The 16680-nt window shown below is 40.9% G+C and carries 15 protein-coding genes and 2 tRNA genes; 8 read left to right on the top strand and 9 right to left on the bottom strand.

All coding sequences use genetic code 11. From position 1 onward, the window contains the following. Positions 1 to 46: 46 nt before the first annotated feature. Both L4C54_RS05735 and L4C54_RS05730 read right to left on the bottom strand, forming a co-directional pair. Positions 47 to 1612 carry a methyl-accepting chemotaxis protein gene (locus L4C54_RS05735; RefSeq protein ID WP_428807427.1) on the bottom strand — a complete coding sequence of 522 codons (1566 nt, stop codon included), beginning with the start codon at positions 1610 to 1612 and terminating at the stop codon, positions 47 to 49. 10 nt (positions 1613 to 1622) lie between these two features. Continuing rightward, positions 1623 to 2153, bottom strand: a complete 531-nt coding sequence (locus tag L4C54_RS05730; protein WP_428807426.1) for an SCO family protein — start codon at positions 2151 to 2153, stop codon at positions 1623 to 1625. Between the two features lie 326 nt (positions 2154 to 2479). Between L4C54_RS05730 and L4C54_RS05725 the strand changes: the two genes are divergently transcribed. Both L4C54_RS05725 and L4C54_RS05720 read left to right on the top strand, forming a co-directional pair. Beyond that, positions 2480 to 2554, top strand: a tRNA-Gly gene (locus tag L4C54_RS05725). 18 nt (positions 2555 to 2572) lie between these two features. Beyond that, a tRNA-Gly gene (locus L4C54_RS05720) sits at positions 2573 to 2647 on the top strand. A gap of 343 nt (positions 2648 to 2990) precedes the next feature. Here L4C54_RS05720 and L4C54_RS05715 read toward each other — a convergent pair. Both L4C54_RS05715 and L4C54_RS05710 read right to left on the bottom strand, forming a co-directional pair. Continuing rightward, the gene (locus tag L4C54_RS05715) at positions 2991 to 3242 is read right to left on the bottom strand and encodes an HPr family phosphocarrier protein (RefSeq protein WP_428800223.1); all 252 of its coding nucleotides are present in this window, start codon (positions 3240 to 3242) and stop codon (positions 2991 to 2993) included. Positions 3243 to 3631: 389 nt separating this feature from the next. Continuing rightward, positions 3632 to 4534 carry a class I SAM-dependent methyltransferase gene (locus L4C54_RS05710; protein WP_428807425.1) on the bottom strand — a complete coding sequence of 301 codons (903 nt, stop codon included), beginning with the start codon at positions 4532 to 4534 and terminating at the stop codon, positions 3632 to 3634. A gap of 491 nt (positions 4535 to 5025) precedes the next feature. On the opposite strand from L4C54_RS05710, the gene L4C54_RS05705 reads away from it, so the two are divergent. After that, the gene (locus tag L4C54_RS05705; protein WP_428807424.1) at positions 5026 to 5721 is read left to right on the top strand and encodes a tetratricopeptide repeat protein; all 696 of its coding nucleotides are present in this window, start codon (positions 5026 to 5028) and stop codon (positions 5719 to 5721) included. A 73-nt stretch (positions 5722 to 5794) separates the two neighbouring features. Here L4C54_RS05705 and L4C54_RS05700 read toward each other — a convergent pair whose 3' ends face one another. Both L4C54_RS05700 and L4C54_RS05695 read right to left on the bottom strand, forming a co-directional pair. Further along, positions 5795 to 6271 carry a hypothetical protein gene (locus tag L4C54_RS05700; RefSeq protein WP_428807423.1) on the bottom strand — a complete coding sequence of 159 codons (477 nt, stop codon included), beginning with the start codon at positions 6269 to 6271 and terminating at the stop codon, positions 5795 to 5797. An 89-nt stretch (positions 6272 to 6360) separates the two neighbouring features. Next, entirely contained in the window at positions 6361 to 7335 is a 975-nt protein-coding gene (locus tag L4C54_RS05695; protein ID WP_428807936.1) for a helix-turn-helix domain-containing protein, read from the bottom strand. 292 nt (positions 7336 to 7627) lie between these two features. Between L4C54_RS05695 and L4C54_RS05690 the strand changes: the two genes are divergently transcribed. From L4C54_RS05690 to L4C54_RS05670, 5 genes are read left to right on the top strand one after another with little or no spacing between them, the layout of a single operon-like run. Then, a complete protein-coding gene (locus tag L4C54_RS05690; RefSeq protein ID WP_428807422.1) occupies positions 7628 to 8755 on the top strand; it encodes an HlyD family secretion protein in 1128 nt (375 codons plus the stop codon). Next, on the top strand, positions 8745 to 9764 hold the full coding sequence (locus tag L4C54_RS05685; RefSeq protein WP_428807421.1) for a DUF2955 domain-containing protein: 1020 nt from the start codon (positions 8745 to 8747) through the stop codon (positions 9762 to 9764). Before L4C54_RS05690 ends, L4C54_RS05685 begins: the two co-directional genes overlap by 11 nt. Positions 9765 to 9790: 26 nt before the next feature. Then, positions 9791 to 10852, top strand: coding sequence for an AI-2E family transporter (locus L4C54_RS05680; RefSeq protein WP_428807420.1), 1062 nt, complete (start codon positions 9791 to 9793; stop codon positions 10850 to 10852). Between the two features lie 2 nt (positions 10853 to 10854). Then, positions 10855 to 11514 (top strand): potassium channel family protein, encoded by a 660-nt coding sequence (locus L4C54_RS05675; RefSeq protein WP_428800230.1) that lies wholly within the window; start codon positions 10855 to 10857, stop codon positions 11512 to 11514. A 20-nt stretch (positions 11515 to 11534) separates the two neighbouring features. After that, on the top strand, positions 11535 to 13292 hold the full coding sequence (locus tag L4C54_RS05670; RefSeq protein ID WP_428807419.1) for a phospholipase D-like domain-containing protein: 1758 nt from the start codon (positions 11535 to 11537) through the stop codon (positions 13290 to 13292). 84 nt (positions 13293 to 13376) lie between these two features. On the opposite strand, the gene L4C54_RS05665 is transcribed toward L4C54_RS05670, so the two are convergent. The 3 genes from L4C54_RS05665 to L4C54_RS05655 form a co-directional block, all read right to left on the bottom strand. Next, complete coding sequence (locus L4C54_RS05665) at positions 13377 to 13916, bottom strand: DUF3332 family protein (RefSeq protein WP_428807418.1); 540 nt, start codon at positions 13914 to 13916, stop codon at positions 13377 to 13379. Between the two features lie 225 nt (positions 13917 to 14141). Then, entirely contained in the window at positions 14142 to 14996 is an 855-nt protein-coding gene (locus L4C54_RS05660) for a transporter (protein ID WP_428807417.1), read from the bottom strand. Between the two features lie 395 nt (positions 14997 to 15391). Further along, positions 15392 to 16657 (bottom strand): carbohydrate porin, encoded by a 1266-nt coding sequence (locus tag L4C54_RS05655; protein WP_428807416.1) that lies wholly within the window; start codon positions 16655 to 16657, stop codon positions 15392 to 15394. Positions 16658 to 16680: the final 23 nt, after the last annotated feature.

The following is a 16680-nucleotide window of genomic DNA, read 5'->3' as shown; positions in this document are numbered from 1 at the left end:
TTCCATGGGTTTTTATTTCACAATGTCTTATTTATTAAGTGACTTTTTAGCGGAGTGTAAATCCTTTCAATAATGTGCTCATCTCTTGCGCCTGATTTTCTAGTTCTTGGGCGCGTTGAGCATTACCTTCTGAATCAGCAAAAGACTCCGAAGAGAGGAGATTAATCTTTTCGGTATTTTGATTTATCTCTCCTGTAACGGATGTTTGTTGCTCGGCAGCCGTCGCGATTTGCTGGGCCATATCAGATATGGATTTGATTTGAGCTGCTATCTGTTCAAAGCTTTGGCTTGCATCGGTTGCTGCTGTAACACTAGAGTTGGCGAGGTCATGACAAGTTCCCATTGCAGAAACCGCCGTGTTGGTAGTTGATTGGAAGGTTGCAATAACTGCTGATATTTCTTCAGTCGAGTCATGAGTTCGTTGAGAGAGAACCCTTACTTCATCAGCAACTACAGCAAATCCTCTGCCTTGTTCCCCAGCACGCGCGGCTTCTATCGCAGCGTTTAATGCTAATAAATTGGTTTGCTCTGAAATACTTTTAATCGTCGCAACAATGCCGTGTATTTGTGAACTGTTTTGCTCTAGGTTCGAAATAATCTCAGTTGCAGATTGAACTTGTTCTGCAAGCTGGGTAATTGATGTCTTACAAGTAACGGCAAGTTTTTCACCTTCTTCACTGATTTTTTCTGTTTTAACGGTGACGTCTGCGGCATGCTCAGCATTATTGGCAATATCTTGAGTCGATGCCGTCATTTCTGTAACGGCTGTTGCGACCATATTCACTTCTTGCTGTTGCTGGTTTGAACGTGATGTTTGTTGCGCCGCTTTACTGCTCGTTTCGCTCACATGAGCAGACAAACTCTCATTAATTGATTCTATTTTTAGTAGCATCTCTCTTATTTGAGTGAAGAATGCATTTACCTTGGCAATTAATGTCGACTCGACTTCGCTCTGAATTGACACGGTGAGATCGCCTGTTGATGCTTTCTCAATTACGCCTATCACGGAATTAGATTCTACAAATTGTTTATTACCTTCAAAGATGTAGTAGGTCGAAATTATTAAGGCCATGACGGCGAATACAACATGATAGATCAACGGAGCTAATAGCCCCCACGAGGTTTGAGTACCCCATGAAAATACCAATAATGGCGCACCAAAGATTTCAACTCCAATACTTTGGCAGTAGGTTGTCGTAAGGTGATGTGCGACCGTAAGTACAACAAAAGTCGCGACTGGGATGATGTCTCTATAGCGTATTAAAATGGTGAAGCCGAGGAAAAATAGAAAGTGACCTTCTCCTAGTCCATTGGATTGTTGCACCGTAATAGCCATAAGTACGACGAGTGCAGTTGCCATAATCATTCGGCAGAGCATACTTCCTGCCATCATATTATAGGCTGCAACACATATTAAACTAACAAATATACCCCCTCCAATTCCGAGGGCGAAATAGCCGTGCTGCCAAGGGGTAATAGTGGCGACGATAAACGATAGGACAATAACGACAAACATTACAACGCGGTCGGCTTGCATGAAGTCTTGTTGAAATTTATCTTTAAGAATCCCATTGAGTTTGTTGCTATAGCAAACCAATAGTGTATTTAACATTAGATAGCCCTCACTTGTTTAGCTCTCGTCTTATGTCATCGATTGAGAAGCTTTTAGGGTTGTAAACCTTGCTGACTAGCCATTCTTGGTTCTTTTTAGTTAATAGGTAAGTTTTACCTTGATGCGTTATCTGTGTGCCGGTTTGGTTATGTTTTAAGCCGAACAGGTTGTCGATATCACTCTGCGTTTCATTATCCAGATGATAAGCAATGAAACTGTGATGGAAAGTCTTAGCAAAGGCTTCAGCCCGCTGTTGATTGCTGTTCGCATCTATATCAACAAAAATAAGTTGGGGATCGGTTGAGCCTTGCAAGTTTTTAAGGTGAGACAGTTCTGCTAGGGCGGTCGGACAGGCATCACTGCAACCTTGGAAACCAAAAAAAACGAGCGCGTGTTGAGTTTCGATAGATTCAAGAAATGAAGGTTTGATTATCTTAATTGTCGACTGTGGGATAAAAGGCAAAGCAAAGACAAAAGAGACAAGAGCTAAAAATAGCCCCCCCCCAACAATGATTTGTTTTTTTCCTCTGAGCGCTGTCATACCAAACTAATAAACCAGTATTGTTAAATTACTTAATAGTGTAGTAGAGGATGCTTAGGCTAGCTATGGCAGACTGTTTAAGCATGGAGCTAAGTTGTTGCGAGTTACGGCAAAGCGAGGTTTGACGTGAGAGGACAGGTTATAGTTTACTTATCGTGCTAGTAGAACAACAAGTATAGAGTAAGAACAACCTTGTCCATTTCGTGCACTTTTTGAGTGTTATGGACGCTTATTGGTGAAGCTTTGCACACTTAGATGCTAAAGGTAAAAAAAAGGTTTTCTTTTCAGGTATATGTGGCATTATCTACCTCGTTCCAACGCGATGTGCGTACATCGTATAATGGCTATTACCTCAGCCTTCCAAGCTGATGATGTGGGTTCGATTCCCACTGTACGCTCCAATATTACATCGTCTCTATGCGTGCATCGTATAATGGCTATTACCTCAGCCTTCCAAGCTGATGATGTGGGTTCGATTCCCACTGCACGCTCCAATTGCTATTTTTGTTTTACAATCCCAACCATTTGAAAATAAAACGCTTTATTGCGTGATTTTGTGTACCTGCCGTTTAGAGAATTTCTCGTTAATGAGCGCTAAACTTGAGTGTGACAATTTTGAGACCACAGTATGAACAACATGGTTTAATATATTTGAATTAGGTTCATTCGAAGGGTTAGCGCCAAATTTATAAAGCGATAGTCGTGGCGTTAGAGCTACTTGATAAGTTTGAGGGAACAGTAAACAACGGCTAAGTTGCTAGCTGTTTCTACCAACTTGATTACAGCCCTAAAAAACAAAGTGCTACTTGAGCACTTTGCCTAGGTCTCAGAGTAGGTTTACCCCGTCACGTTTGCTAGGTATTGAGCAAGGTCGCTAACAGCTTGAGAGTTTGTTGATTGAACTGTGACTTCAGTACCTTGAACAAGCTGTAGTGTTTGCAGTTTAAACAAGCTTTTTGCAGTGGCAGTTTTGCCATTTGAGACTATTTCAACTTCGTCCGCGTACTTCTTCGCTTCTTTAACAAACTGCGCTGCAGGACGAGTATGTAGGCCACTTGGTGCTGTGATAACGACGCTCTTTCTATGCATTATGAACTTCTCCGAAATGAATGTTACAAGTAATAGTTGCTACTAGTAATACCGTAAGGGAATATATAGAACTATGTTTTATAAGTAATTTTTAGAGGTTGAAAGAATTTGCTATTCGCAATTGTGACTAATGTCATTTATTTATTTACTTTGTAAAATAAATGGTGAGCTGTGTCTTTGTTTTGTATTAGCACAATGATGCCCAAGAAAGCTGAGTCGGGTAATAAATGTGAATCCTTGGTTTCTGAACTCTAGATTTTTGAGATAAGAGGCATTAGAGCTAGTCAACATACCTTACCGTTTGGTGGTGAATAATAATCGATCAAGCACTCTTAATCGCCACCTTTTTTGACCGATGGCTACTACAAATTTGTTAGCCGTCTGGTTAGTTATGTTTTGGCTATAACAAAATGTTCAAGTTTAAATATTTGTTCTTCAGGCAAACTCCTATCAACAGGTGAGAAATATTTGGTATTAAGATCTGCCAAAGATTTGTTTTCTATTAATGTAAAACCATTGCTAGAGAGGATGTTATTGATTTCTTGAGAGGTATAGAATGATATCCATGGTTCGCCAGACTTCGCAGACAAGTTTTTTATCATTTCAGCTTTCTTCAACGGATTTGGATAGCCTCGACCAAAACAAGCTTTAGGATCTTTTTCGAGTCGCTGATCGACGTACGACAGAACAAAAGTGGCTGTCGTATTCAACGTCAGTTGCGCCAATTCTTGAACAGTTGAATTTAAGGCATCTTTCGTGATGTACTGCGAAACACCTTCAAGAGTGAATACTGTAGACTTGTTTTGGTCGAAACCCGCAGCTAATAATTGTTCAGTTAAAGATTGATGATTGAAATCAACACATACATAGGTAACATTTTTTGAATTAGCTAATTCTATAGGGAGTTTCGATCGCTTCTTAGCTTGAACTTCCACCTGATCAATTTCAAAAATGTTGACTGTTGATGGAAGGTTTAACCTATGTGCGCGCATATCGTAGCCCGCGCCTAAAACTACGTATTGCTCAGTTCCATTAGTCGTCTCTTTCTCTACTAAATCATCGATAAAACGAGTACGAGAAATAAGATGTTCATGAAACCCAGGGGCGAATTTTCTCGTTAACCAAACGCTTGCTTTGTGCCCAATAAGCTTAAGTACGCCTGCACCTAGAACAAACCTTTCGGCATAAGGATCATTTATCACACGTTTATCAGGTGAGGCTAGTGTTTCAATCAAACGTTGTTTTGCTACACCTTGGGCAGTGCCATCTTTAAGGAAAATTGATTTATTCATAGAGACCTTACTTTTTAAATCATTAGATGTATCCAATTAAATCAATGTACTACAAATGAATCAATAGCTGAGTAAGTAATTCAGATCACCCCCATTTTTGTAGTTCAGCCTAAGTTACTTAGCAAACTACTTTTAGTGTGGACTAGAGATTAATACTGGTGGGGTTAGATTTTGATCCTCGGTAGATGACCATAACACACAGCGACAAGTGAACATCTCGAGTCAAGTGCAGATTTGGCTGGTCAAATGCTGAAGTATCCAATTTACACCGTTGGTCTAATAACGCGGCAATCGTAGTTGATTTCGATACACAGGGTGTCGCTAACAGAAACACATTGGATTAACGAGCACGATGATAATTATAAGTAGTTTAATAATATGCCAGCCATCGTGAAAGTAATTTAGGACGAAGAATGGCGGTGGCGCGTTATGGTAAGTAACTCACTAGTTTTACTTTTAAGCTGAGAAGTATAATTAGCGGAGAAAATCAAATGCTCAAATATCGGTTTGTTGCTCTTTTTATAGCGACGTCTATTTCAATTCCTACTTTTGCTACGTCCAGTAACGATATCAAAAATATGTCTGAACAGGCTGGCACAGAAGCAACGCTAGTGGCCCCTCACAGTGAACTTGAAATGACTCGAACAGCAGCAGAAGCTGGGTTGGTTCATGCGCAGGTTAAGCTAGCGTTAATGTATGAACAGGGAGAGTTTACAGAGGTCGATTTGTCGGAATCTGTGTTCTGGTATCGTATAGCGGCTAATCAAGAGCATCCAGAAGCGCAGTATAATCTTGCATTAATGTACTTGTCTGGCTTTGGTGTCAATGAAGACAGCAGCGCTGCGTTATATTGGATAGAGCGGGCCGCTACTTTAGGTTATATGCCAGCAATCATTCATTTATCTATTTACTCTGAATTTGGCGAACTTCCTAATAACACTTGGGTTCAAAAAGCGGCACAAAGTGGGGATGTGAGCGCGAGAATGTTACTTGCTGACTATCACTTATCCGCGGGTAGCTCTGAAGAAAGTTTTGCAATCGCTGAATATTGGCTATGGAGCGTTGCGAAGCAAGGGGTCAAAGAGGCTCAATTAAAGCTGACAAATTTCTATTCAGATCCGAAATATGGAAGAGAGAATGAAGAGAAGGCGGCTTATTGGCGTGCGCAAGTAGGAGCATTGGACTGATACATAAACATTAAAACGGCCAAATGAAATGAATTCCACTGGCCGTTTCCGACAATTAAAAAGCAGACTGTTACTAGCTGTTATCGGAAGTAATCACTTTCTTACTATCGCTAAGCGCAAAGTAAATTTTAGACACTGTGATTTCAGAAATTAAAATGACAAACACCACGGCGAAGAAGGCGACGACACCATTGAATGGTCCACTGAAAGAGACCTTATCTCCAAACATGATGTTTATGGCTTCAAGCATCACGAACTTACTGCCGACTAAAATGACGTAGGTGCTAATCGCTCGATAAACCTTAGGGGCAGTACCCGGCTTGGACTTAAAGTGATCGGCCAGCTTATGCTCTGCTTTTATAGAAAGTTTAAGGAGCAGTTGCAACAACAGCGCAGCGGCAAACGATATGGTGAATGACTCGATATTAACGTAGATCCAGTATTCATCGAAGAAGTTTAGAACCGTTAAATCGACTAATACAGCCAGTGTATATCCTACGAATAGGCGCTGTGGCGTGTTAAACCCGTACTCTTTTTCTGTTGAACTCATAGCTATCCTTACTTTTTATCAACTGATTTTAAGCTAAGTGGAAATGAATAAATTCAGTGAACACTTAGCGGTTGTAGATTTTCTTGTTGCTAACTGAACCCTAAGATTGATTTCCTATATGACTTGGGGGTTAAGCCTGTTATTCGTTTGAATGCACGAGAAAAATGGGAAATATTGTTGTATCCAAGTTGGCTTGATATATGGGTGAGTGAGTGTCCTTCTTCCATTAACTCACAGGATACAGAGAGCATCAGGCTCTCTTTTACTTTTCTAAAGCTAGTGCGTTCCTCCTTTAAGCGACGCTGAAACGTTCTTGGTGTGAGTTTCAATAGTTTCGCAGCCTGTTCAACACTGAGTGAGTGCTCTTTGACATAAGGTAATAACGCGGTAAAGACACTGTCACTAAAGCTAGTATGCCATTCGACTAACGGGGTCTTAAGCTGTAGCGCTGAGTCTTTAATCTGAACCTTAGTATTGAGTGTTGCTTCGTCAATATACACCGCTGTGTTTTCATGGCCGACGAACAGTTGAACTGATTTACCCAGAGCGGATTGAACAACATCAGAATCCGTATGTTGAATTTTTACTTTAGTTATCTGCCATTTGGATTGAGTGAGTGCTTGAAGTAGCTCTTCGATATAAAGAATGGCAAATAGCTCTCCCCAAATGAAACTGGGCACATTTTCATATTGAGCAGCTCGACACAACCAATGTACGCCGTGCTCATTAACCAGAGTTACTTTGCTTCCGGGGGTATCATGAGAAAATACAGAATAGGCGATGGAAAGCGCATCTCTAACGGTTTCGGTTTGGTCAAAGAGCCCCAGCACTTGAGGAATAATTCTTTGGCGAAATGCGAGACGTAACATTTCGCTGAAGCTATTTACACCGACTTGAGATGAAAGGAGATAAACCAATCGCCTAACGGGCTCGACAGGTAGAAAATCTTTGTTGGTATCGAACAAATCTGGGGGGAGGCCTGACTCTCTTAACATTTCATGAATGTTGATATTGTGCTTGGAAAATACCTCTAAAAGTATTTTTGTGTACCCCGTTCGAATCATAGGCAATGGAGTGGAATGTGTATTCTGCAAATTTGATCCCTCGTGCTTATCTCGAAACGAAACAACCCAGTTTTACTCGTTATATCTTTAAGTCAAATATCGATAAGGATTCTGTTTTGATTGAAAATCGAACCGCATCTGTTTGTCTATGATGTGATACCTAAGTAATTATGACAAATATTTGTAATAAAGCACTAAAAATTAAGATGTTTTATCATTATCTTATTTAAAATTTAGATAATACAGGCTATAAATAATAGTTAGAATGGATTCTAAAAGCAGTAGGAAAATTATGTCTGAAAGTACCGAGATAGAAAGTAAAACTTCGCAAGAAAGTAATGAAGCGAAAACCGATGGCAAAGCCAATCGCGTAAGGAAAATCACTAATTATTTATTACTCGGTGTCGCAACCGTTCTTCTTTTCAGCATTATTTCAGATCGCATTATTCCGTCTACCGATAACGCTCGCGTTAAAGGGTATGTGGTTCCTATCAAACCACAAGTCTCAGGGCAAGTTCTCGATATCTTAGTTCAATCGAACCAACCTGTTCAAGAAGGCGATGTTCTCGTTAGGCTTAACCCCGTCGATTATGAAATCGCCGTAAAACAAGCTGAGCAAAACTTAGAAATTGCTGGGCAAAATGTTGGCGCTCAAACCGCTACGATAGCGGCTTCTCAAGCTCGCTTAACGGGTGCGAATGTAGATTTAGAAAACGTACAACTTCAGAGCAATAGAATTTTAGCGATGGCAGAGCGTGGGGTTGTCTCGAAATCAGAGGCAGACCAAGCACGTGCTAATCTGGCGAGCGCTCGTTCAAATGTGGTCAATGCGCAAGCCGATCTCGATAAGTCCAAACAGCAGCTGGGTGCTGATGGTGAAGACAATAGCCAAATAAAAGCAGCGTTACTAGCGCTAGAGCAAGCTCAAATCAATTTAGAACGTACCGTTATTAAAGCGCCAACGGTTGGTGGTGTATCAAACTTTAGCTTGTCTGAAGGATTTTATGCTTCTGCGGGTCAGCCATTGATGACGTTCGTGTCAACAGAGAGCATTTGGATCGAGGCGTATTTTAGAGAAAACAGTCTAGGTAACATTGAAGCAGGGGATGAAGTCGAGGTCGCTCTAGATTTTGCACCTGGCAAAGTTATTAAGGGAAAAGTAACCAGTGTCGATTGGGGCGTTGATTGGGGGCAGAATGATCAAGCCGGAAAATTAGCTCAAGCAAACAATCAAACAGGCTGGTTACGTCAAACTCAAATGCTACCCATTTCAATTGAGTTTAATCATGAGGATGCAAAGGGCTTACTTCGTGTTGGTGGTCAAGCCGATGTGATCGTTTATAGCGATGATAACTTTGTATTCAACTCGATAGGTAAGCTTTGGATTCGCTTTATAAGCTTGATGTCTTATGTCCGATAACTTAATCGATCAACCTCAAGTTCAAACTAAAATTCTGCGCTATACCATAGGCGTTGGAATAGCGGTGTTTCTTGCTGCATTGATCGATTGGCCGTTAGCGTTCGTCGCGCCAGTATTTGTAGCAAAGTTTTTAATTGATAAAGCTGAGCTTAATAGAGAAACCATCTATGAGTTATTGATAGCGATGATCGCCACAATGGCGCTAGGGTTGTTCTTGTCTAACGGGATAACCCAATACCCACTTCCATTATTGGTTTTAGTTGGGTTGATGATGCTATGGGGGTATTACTTATTCACGGATCCTAAATGGAATTTGTTTGCGACAATATTGATCATCGCTGTATTGATGTTGCCATTTATGGCGATTTCCAACCCAGGTATTTCGGTCTTTCTAGCTACGGGGTTAGCGACGTCCGGCGTTGTTGCCGTAATGCTCTTTGCTTTGGTTCATATTTATCTTCCTGTTGAGAAGAGAGAATTTAAAGGGTATCAAGCATCTCCATTAACTAAGAAGCAGCGTTGGCATGCAGCATTTAGAGCAATGTTAATATCGTTCCCAGTCGTTTGTTTCTTCTTTATTTTTCAAATATCTGAAGCACTATTGACGATGATGTTTATCGCATTGTTTTCTTTGATGATCACCTCTGAAAAATCAGTCAAGCTCAGTGCGTTTTTAATCATCACGAACACCATTGGTGGGCTAATGGCGATTGCCGTGTTTAGTGTGTTGTCGTTGGTGCCAAATATCTTTTTCTATACGCTTTTCATTTCATTAGTCGCAATGTTAATCGCGACACAGATTTACACGAAACCAGAAAAAGCCCCAATTTATGCCACGGCCTTTAGTACGGTTCTCGTGCTTTTAGGTAGCACCTTAATGAGTTCGGGCGACATCGATAGCAATATGATCGTGCGTTTGGTGCAGCTGTTCGTCATCGGCATTTATATGATTACCGTCTCGTTCTTTTTAGAGACTCGAAATTGGAAATTTTTAACAATGCAGCCTTAGTCTGCGTGTCATAACAAGGAATGTTTATGAAACTTGAAGGTAACTATTCAAATCAGGCGATAGATGCATTTATAAAGATTTCAGCGATAGCTGTATTGGTCTTTTGGTGTTTTTCCATTTTGCGACCGTTTATTTTACTTGTGGTCTGGGGAGGCATAATTGCAACGGCTCTGTATCCTGTCGTTACATGGGCCCATGGTAAGTTTGGCATAGGTAAAGGAAAAGCGAGTGGAGGCTTAGCCTTCATAGGTGTTCTTTTTCTTTTTATTCCACTTATCGCGATCTCGACAGGGCTTTATACCAGTGGCTCTGAACTGGTTTCGGGCTACCAAGACGGTTCAATTGCTATTCCAAAACCAGAAGCGAGCATCAAAGATTGGCCTGTTATTGGTGATAAAGCGTATGCGTTTATTTATCAAGCTTCATCCAATCTTGAGAGTGTGTTTGTAAAATATGGAGAGGAGGTTAAGTCGGTTGTCTCTAATCTTGCTTCATTTGCGGGCTCTCTTGGCGGCGGTTTTATTCAGTTTATTATCTCAACGATTATTGCCGGAGCCTTTATGGCGAATGCAGATAAATGTGAACGAGCATTTATCTTAATTGCTAAACGATTGACCGGTGACCAAGGTGAAAGCTTAACGACGTTGTCTAAAAATACAGTTAGAAGCGTTGTTCAAGGTGTAATAGGAGTTGCATTTATTCAGTCGATTATGGCAGGTATAGGCATGTTCTTCGTTGATATTCCCGCTATTGGCTTTTGGATGTTGTTAGTGATGCTTGTGGCTATCATTCAACTTCCACCTATCTTAGCGCTGCTCCCTCTTATTATTTATGTGTTTACTGTCGATACCACAACGTCGGCGGTGTTATTTCTTATCTGGTGTATCCTCGTCAGTGGCAGCGATGCTGTACTAAAACCGATGCTGTTAAGTCGTGGCAGTGATATTCCGATGTTAGTCATTCTAATGGGGGCATTGGGCGGTATGGCGATGTCGGGCATTGTCGGTCTATTTGTCGGCGCCGTTGTTCTAAGTGTGACTTATCAACTGTTTATAGCGTGGTTAGATAGCGAAGCAGAAGGCGCGTAGATATGAAAAAGATGTCGAGCGATGACAATTTCTTTTTCTTATTGTTCTCGTTACTAGGGCTACTATTCGTCAGTGCGTTTATGCAGCAGCTCTTTGTTGAAGGTCAAAAAATGATTTTGGCCCTCATCATTATATGTTTAGCCGTATCGATTGTTGGGGTACAGAGAGAAAAAGCATTCTATCGTAGTTGGTATGGTGTACTACTCAGTGTGGCTGCAATATCTGGGGCTTTCTCTTTTCTTGAAGAGTATGACCTATCTTTAGTCACTCTTTTCGCACTGCTGTTTTTTCTTTTATCCCATACTTTTAACGCATTGAAACAGGTCATGTTGAATGACTATGTTAGTAAAAATCAATTGGTTGGCTCTATCTGTGTGTATTTACTGATAGGTGTCAGTTGGTCATTCATTTACCTTATCCAAATTGAATTATTTCCAAGCGCCTTTAATGGGGTAGAGGCAAAACCTTGGATCGATAATATGTTTGAAGTTATTTACTTTAGCTTTATTACGCTGACAACCGTTGGCTATGGCGATATCTCTCCCGCTTTACCTATTCCAAGATTCTTCGTGTTTATTGAATCAATCTTAGGCAGTTTTTATCTAGCGATCATGGTTGCTAGTTTGGTCAGCAGTCGTTTAAACCAAACGAGTCAATCTTAATCACCTTCCAAGGAGTGATTGTGAAAAAGTATTCACTTATTTTATCTCTGATTGTTTTGCAGGCTTGTAGCTCAACAAGTTCGTTAATCCCTACACACACCGATAGCTGGACGACACAACACATGGAAAATAGGCGCTGGAGAGACGCCGAAGAGCAAGAGGTTGATTACATTAAATTGGTTTCCGAAAATGCGCTTCCTATTCAGCCTGCCAATGTCAAAGTAATTGGTACAAGTACGGAAAATGGTATTAATAGCCTAGCTGCAAAGATCTTCCTTATTGAAAATGCAAAGCACACGATTGACCTAACTTATTATATTTATGCTGATGATTTAGCGGGTAAAGCGATAGAGGGCGCTTTGTGTGGCGCAGTTCAAAGAGGCGTAGATATTCGTATCATGGTCGATAGTTTAGGGTCGTTCAGCTTTAATAACTCAAACTTAAAAGGGTTAATGCAGTGTGCGGAATCTGCTGGTTTTGTGAGTGATAGAAACGGCGTTAAAACCAATCAACAATCGAGAATTCAAGCAACAATATTTAATGCGGTTACGGATGGTGACTCTAACTTAAATAACCGTTCTCACGACAAACTTCTTATTGTTGACGGTGCTTACCCTAAAGATGCATGGGTAATAACAGGTGGGCGTAACGTATCTCTTCACTACTATGGGCTGGATGAAAAAGGCGAATATGATCGAAGTGCGTTCAAGGACATTGAAATAGTCGTGAAGCCTATTGAAGGTGCAACGGATAAGACGTCACCCAGCCAACTCGTAGAATATTACTATTCCATTCTTTTTTCGAAACCGGGCAACAAAAAGCTGAACACCATACTTTCATACAACAGAGACAAGTCTGAACTTGAAGCCGCGTTGGGTGAACTAAAATCTTCAAAGGTGTTTAATGCTGCATATCAAGATATTGAAACGTATCTGAAGATTGGTTTTTCTGAAGCTGAAACCAAGTTTGCTCATGAACTTGATAACTTAAACGCGTCAGACGTGGTGGAAAAATACAGTGTTAATAAAAAGGCGAACGCCAACTCAATTAGTGGCTTATTGGCTCGCGTTGCGTATTCAAATAAGAGCATAAAAACAATTAGAGTCGTATCACCGTACCTGTTTCTTCAATCTGAGCTGTTTAAAGACGAAGGTATACTAGAAAAGGATCTAAACACGACAAAAGCGTGGCTTGATCAGGATCCTGAGCGTTCAATTGAAATCATCACTAACTCTGTATTAACCAGCGATAATTTTTTCACCCAAGCCGTTATTGACATGCATACCGTGCCGACCATGTTAATGAGCGAAGAAATAAAAAAGGTTTGGCTAGATGATGATATTGAGAATAATGAACTAAATGAATCATTTGTTAATTCAGAAGCATGGCGGAGCATTGTCACCCACCCAAGAATTCATTTTTATCAACTCGGTAAGAAAGACTCTGTCTCTTTAGGCGGAAGTAAGCATTACGGTAAGTTACACGCTAAGTTTTTAATCTTTGATGACAACGCCTTTGTCGGTACAACGAACTTAGATTTTCGGTCGCTGCTATACAATAATGAGGTCGGTTTTTTTCTTCGTGGTGACACTCTAATCCGTGAGCTTAATGAAGAATTTGAATTATTGAAATCGTATTCTACTCGCTGGGGAAGTGATGATTGGCTGCAGATGCGACAGTTGTTGAGAGAAGAAGGGGGGATGAAAGGTTTTACTTCCGATAATCAACGAGAAATATATGACTTGTTAGAATCGACAGGGCTTAAGTATCAGTTTTAGTTTCTCTAAATGACAAAAAATTAGGCCCCTATACTATTTCTAGATGAAAAGATAAGGGGCCTAATTTAGTAATAAATCGAGGAGTTACGCTTTTTCAGCTTGTAATGCCTCTAGCTGGCTCATTGTTGTTTGAGATACAAGGTCACCATCAATGTAGTAAGCAACATTTTCGCCGTCACGTACACCTGTTAAAACACCGGTATCGCCATTGTTATAGGTAATGTCCATTTGGATGGTATTTTCATCAACGCTTTTTAACACACCAGACTCAATCGCACGGTTATTTGAAATAGGTGCAATTGGGGCATCCTTTAACGAAGGGTCTAACTCATCGTTGATTTTAAATTGTGTATCAACCTTAGTGTCGAATAAGTGTGGCTTACCGTTTAGTGGGTTTTTACCCGTCCAGAACTCTAATGAGTTAAATACCACGTAATCCACGGCTGTTGTAACACCATAAACAGGAGCTAGTAGTAAGTTGACGCCAGCTCGAGCATAACGGTTATCAACGACTTCTACGTTAAAAGTAACGACCTTTTCTGTAACAGCGTTACTACCAACACAGCCTGTTAGTGCAGTTGCAAGAAGTGTAAGACCAATTGTTTTAGTTAGGATATTTTTCATAATAAGTTCCAGAGTTTGTTGAGTACGTATGTTTGTTTTGATGAAGCTATTATGTATTTTGGTTAACTTTCATACTTACCATTTTACGCCACTTCAATAATAACCAATTCACGTGGTGTATGTATCGTGTGAAATCGCAACATTTTTCAGGGCGGGAAGCCATGTGCAAAAAAGCCTTCAGAGGGCTGAAGGCTTTTTGGTTACATGTTGGAAGGATTTGGATATTTAAAAAAGATCAGCTAGTGCATTGTTGACCACTGGCGATATGTTAAAGCCAATCATGAAGTCAGGTCGGGTTTTCTCATCTTTTTCGATATAGTAGTTGGCTTCGAGGCCAAACTTCCAAGGCTTCCCACCCATAATAACGGTTTTACTAACGTTAACATTAATAGGGATCTCTGCCTGATCGTTATTCCAGTCGTATGACATCATAGGTGAAGAGCCTAGTGTCCAACCACCGTTGAGGATTTTTACGTAAAACAGCTGTAGTGATGTTTTGTTGATATCTTCGCTACCCTCAATACCATTAGTTACACCCCATAGGTGACTAGGGAATGCCCCGAAGACATGCTCTTGAGTCGCTTTACCAAGCATTATCTCAGGACCTATTGCAAATTGATCGGCACTAAACTCTTCACTTCCGGTTGGAAGTTGAGCGAACACGCCGAACGCCGCGATATTTCCCCCCTCAAGTTTTGGCGCATAAGCTAAGTCAAAGGCAATGTCACCAACACCAAAGCTTGTAGCATTACCTGAGTTTCCTTCCAAATTACTTGAAATGAGTGGTATTGCGGGGCGGAATATAACTTTATCTCCGTTATCCAGTGGAAAGGGAAGCGCTGGCTGAAATAGAGTCGTAAAGCTGTCACCACCTTGTTCGTAACCGGAATTATACTGAAACTTAAAATTCAATGCGGCAAGAGCGGTGTTCGGGTTTGCAAGCTCCTTGGCAGCTTCCGCAGCGACATCTCTGTTACTTTTACTTTCCATCTTTTGTGCCATAGACGTGCTAGGGAGGGCAATCATTCCAGTAGCAAGGGTGATGCAAGCGAGTTTTAAAGAGAGTGTTTTCATAGTCATAGTTCGAGTGCTCAAGGAGTTAATTCTAAAAGGGGAATAATGAAGTTGAATAAATGCTATTTAGAAATGTACTGATAGGTTTTTACGACGACCCAAGCTATAGACTTCACGATTACCTTGGACACGTTAAAAGTGAGTTTTCCAATAGATAGTGAAAGTTCGCCCGCTACAGTAAGGCACTGATAAATATCTGAGTGTTTAAATTCGTTCATGGTCATAGTTGTTTCCACCGTCTTGGTTATTAATTCGTAATAGTTAGTGAGGCGTATTTTAGAATAATCACCAAGAGATAATTGCCATGTTGCGCCAACCCAATAAGTACCGCCAAATATATTGCTACCAAAAATAAAGCCCTGAACGAATGTCAGGGCTATAAATGATGCTCAAGACATTAGTTAAATGAAGACTCGTGCTCTTATCCCAAATACCCAAGCACTGCTTTCTGTTGAGAAGGCAGGGTCTTTTATATATTGAATATCAGGTGTGATTTGTAGGTAATCAGTTAGCTGCATGTTGTAATACAACTCAGCCGCGACTTGGTCTTCACCAGCGTTCATCAAGAACTGTAAGGTATCACTATTGGTTTCGGCCCAGTTTACGGCAAAACCAAGATTATTTTTTGGAGAACCTAGACCAAAGTACCCGAAACCAGCACTGATAGACTTATCGTATAACGCCACGTCGCCTTCAGATACACCACCGCGAACAAACGGCATAATTTGAGGGGTTACAAACTTACTCCAAGAGAAGTTAACGCCTTGACCTGACTCCCCCCCTATAACAGTCCCATCACCTAATACAGTAGAGGATAGACTGTGTCGCGAACCTTCATCCATGTGCCAAAACGTAACATGGAAATTGTCGGTGTAGATCTGTTCTTGAGAGGCTGTCCAACCAAGTTCCAATGTCGTAAACAGAGTTGTGTCATTGAACAGAGTGTCGAAACCATCAAAGATATCATCTGACTTGCCTTTGGCATCAGCGATACCGCCAACGACATAGAAATTTTCACCAATCATATGACCAGCAGACAGTGCTAATATCCCGTCGTCAGGTAACCCCATGACGCCAGCACCAGTACTAAATGCAAGGTTGGTAAATCCAGCCCAAGGGCTTGCAAGTGCATAAGTGTCAACGTAGTTAGTCACATCTTGCCAACCAACGGTGATAGTCCCTCGACCATCACTGAATTTCTGTTTCCAGTTTAAATCAGTAACACGGAAACCTTGATCGCTATAGGCAGGTGCAATCATGCCGACATATCCAATTTGGTCTGCGCCTAGCCAAGCAAACTCTTTGGGAGCAGTATCGCTGTAAGAGTGTCTATGTTCGATTTTCCACACTAAACTACCTGAGTTTTTAGTGTCTTTTCCCACTAAGTTCCATGATCCATAAATTCGAGCAACACCAGATGATGCATCTACGTTGTCTCCATGTTTCCCATTTGGCGATGTAATACCCAACGCAAAATAGTCAGCGCCAAAGGTAAATCCATCATCAGTTAGGGACTCACGCCATGTTTGTTTTTGGCGCGTATTTTCAGCGATGGTATTTTCTACCGAGTCAGGGGCAGAGAAATCAGTATCAGCAAGCACGGAAAAACTAGTGAGAGACACGGCGATGATCGATACTGGTAGAGCTGATTTTAATTGGATTTTCATATATTTACCTGTAAATATTGTAG

This window comes from Vibrio lamellibrachiae, assembly GCF_050337265.1.
In the GTDB taxonomy this organism is placed as follows: domain Bacteria; phylum Pseudomonadota; class Gammaproteobacteria; order Enterobacterales; family Vibrionaceae; genus Vibrio; species Vibrio kyushuensis.
This window is presented reverse-complemented; position numbering and strand designations above follow the sequence as displayed.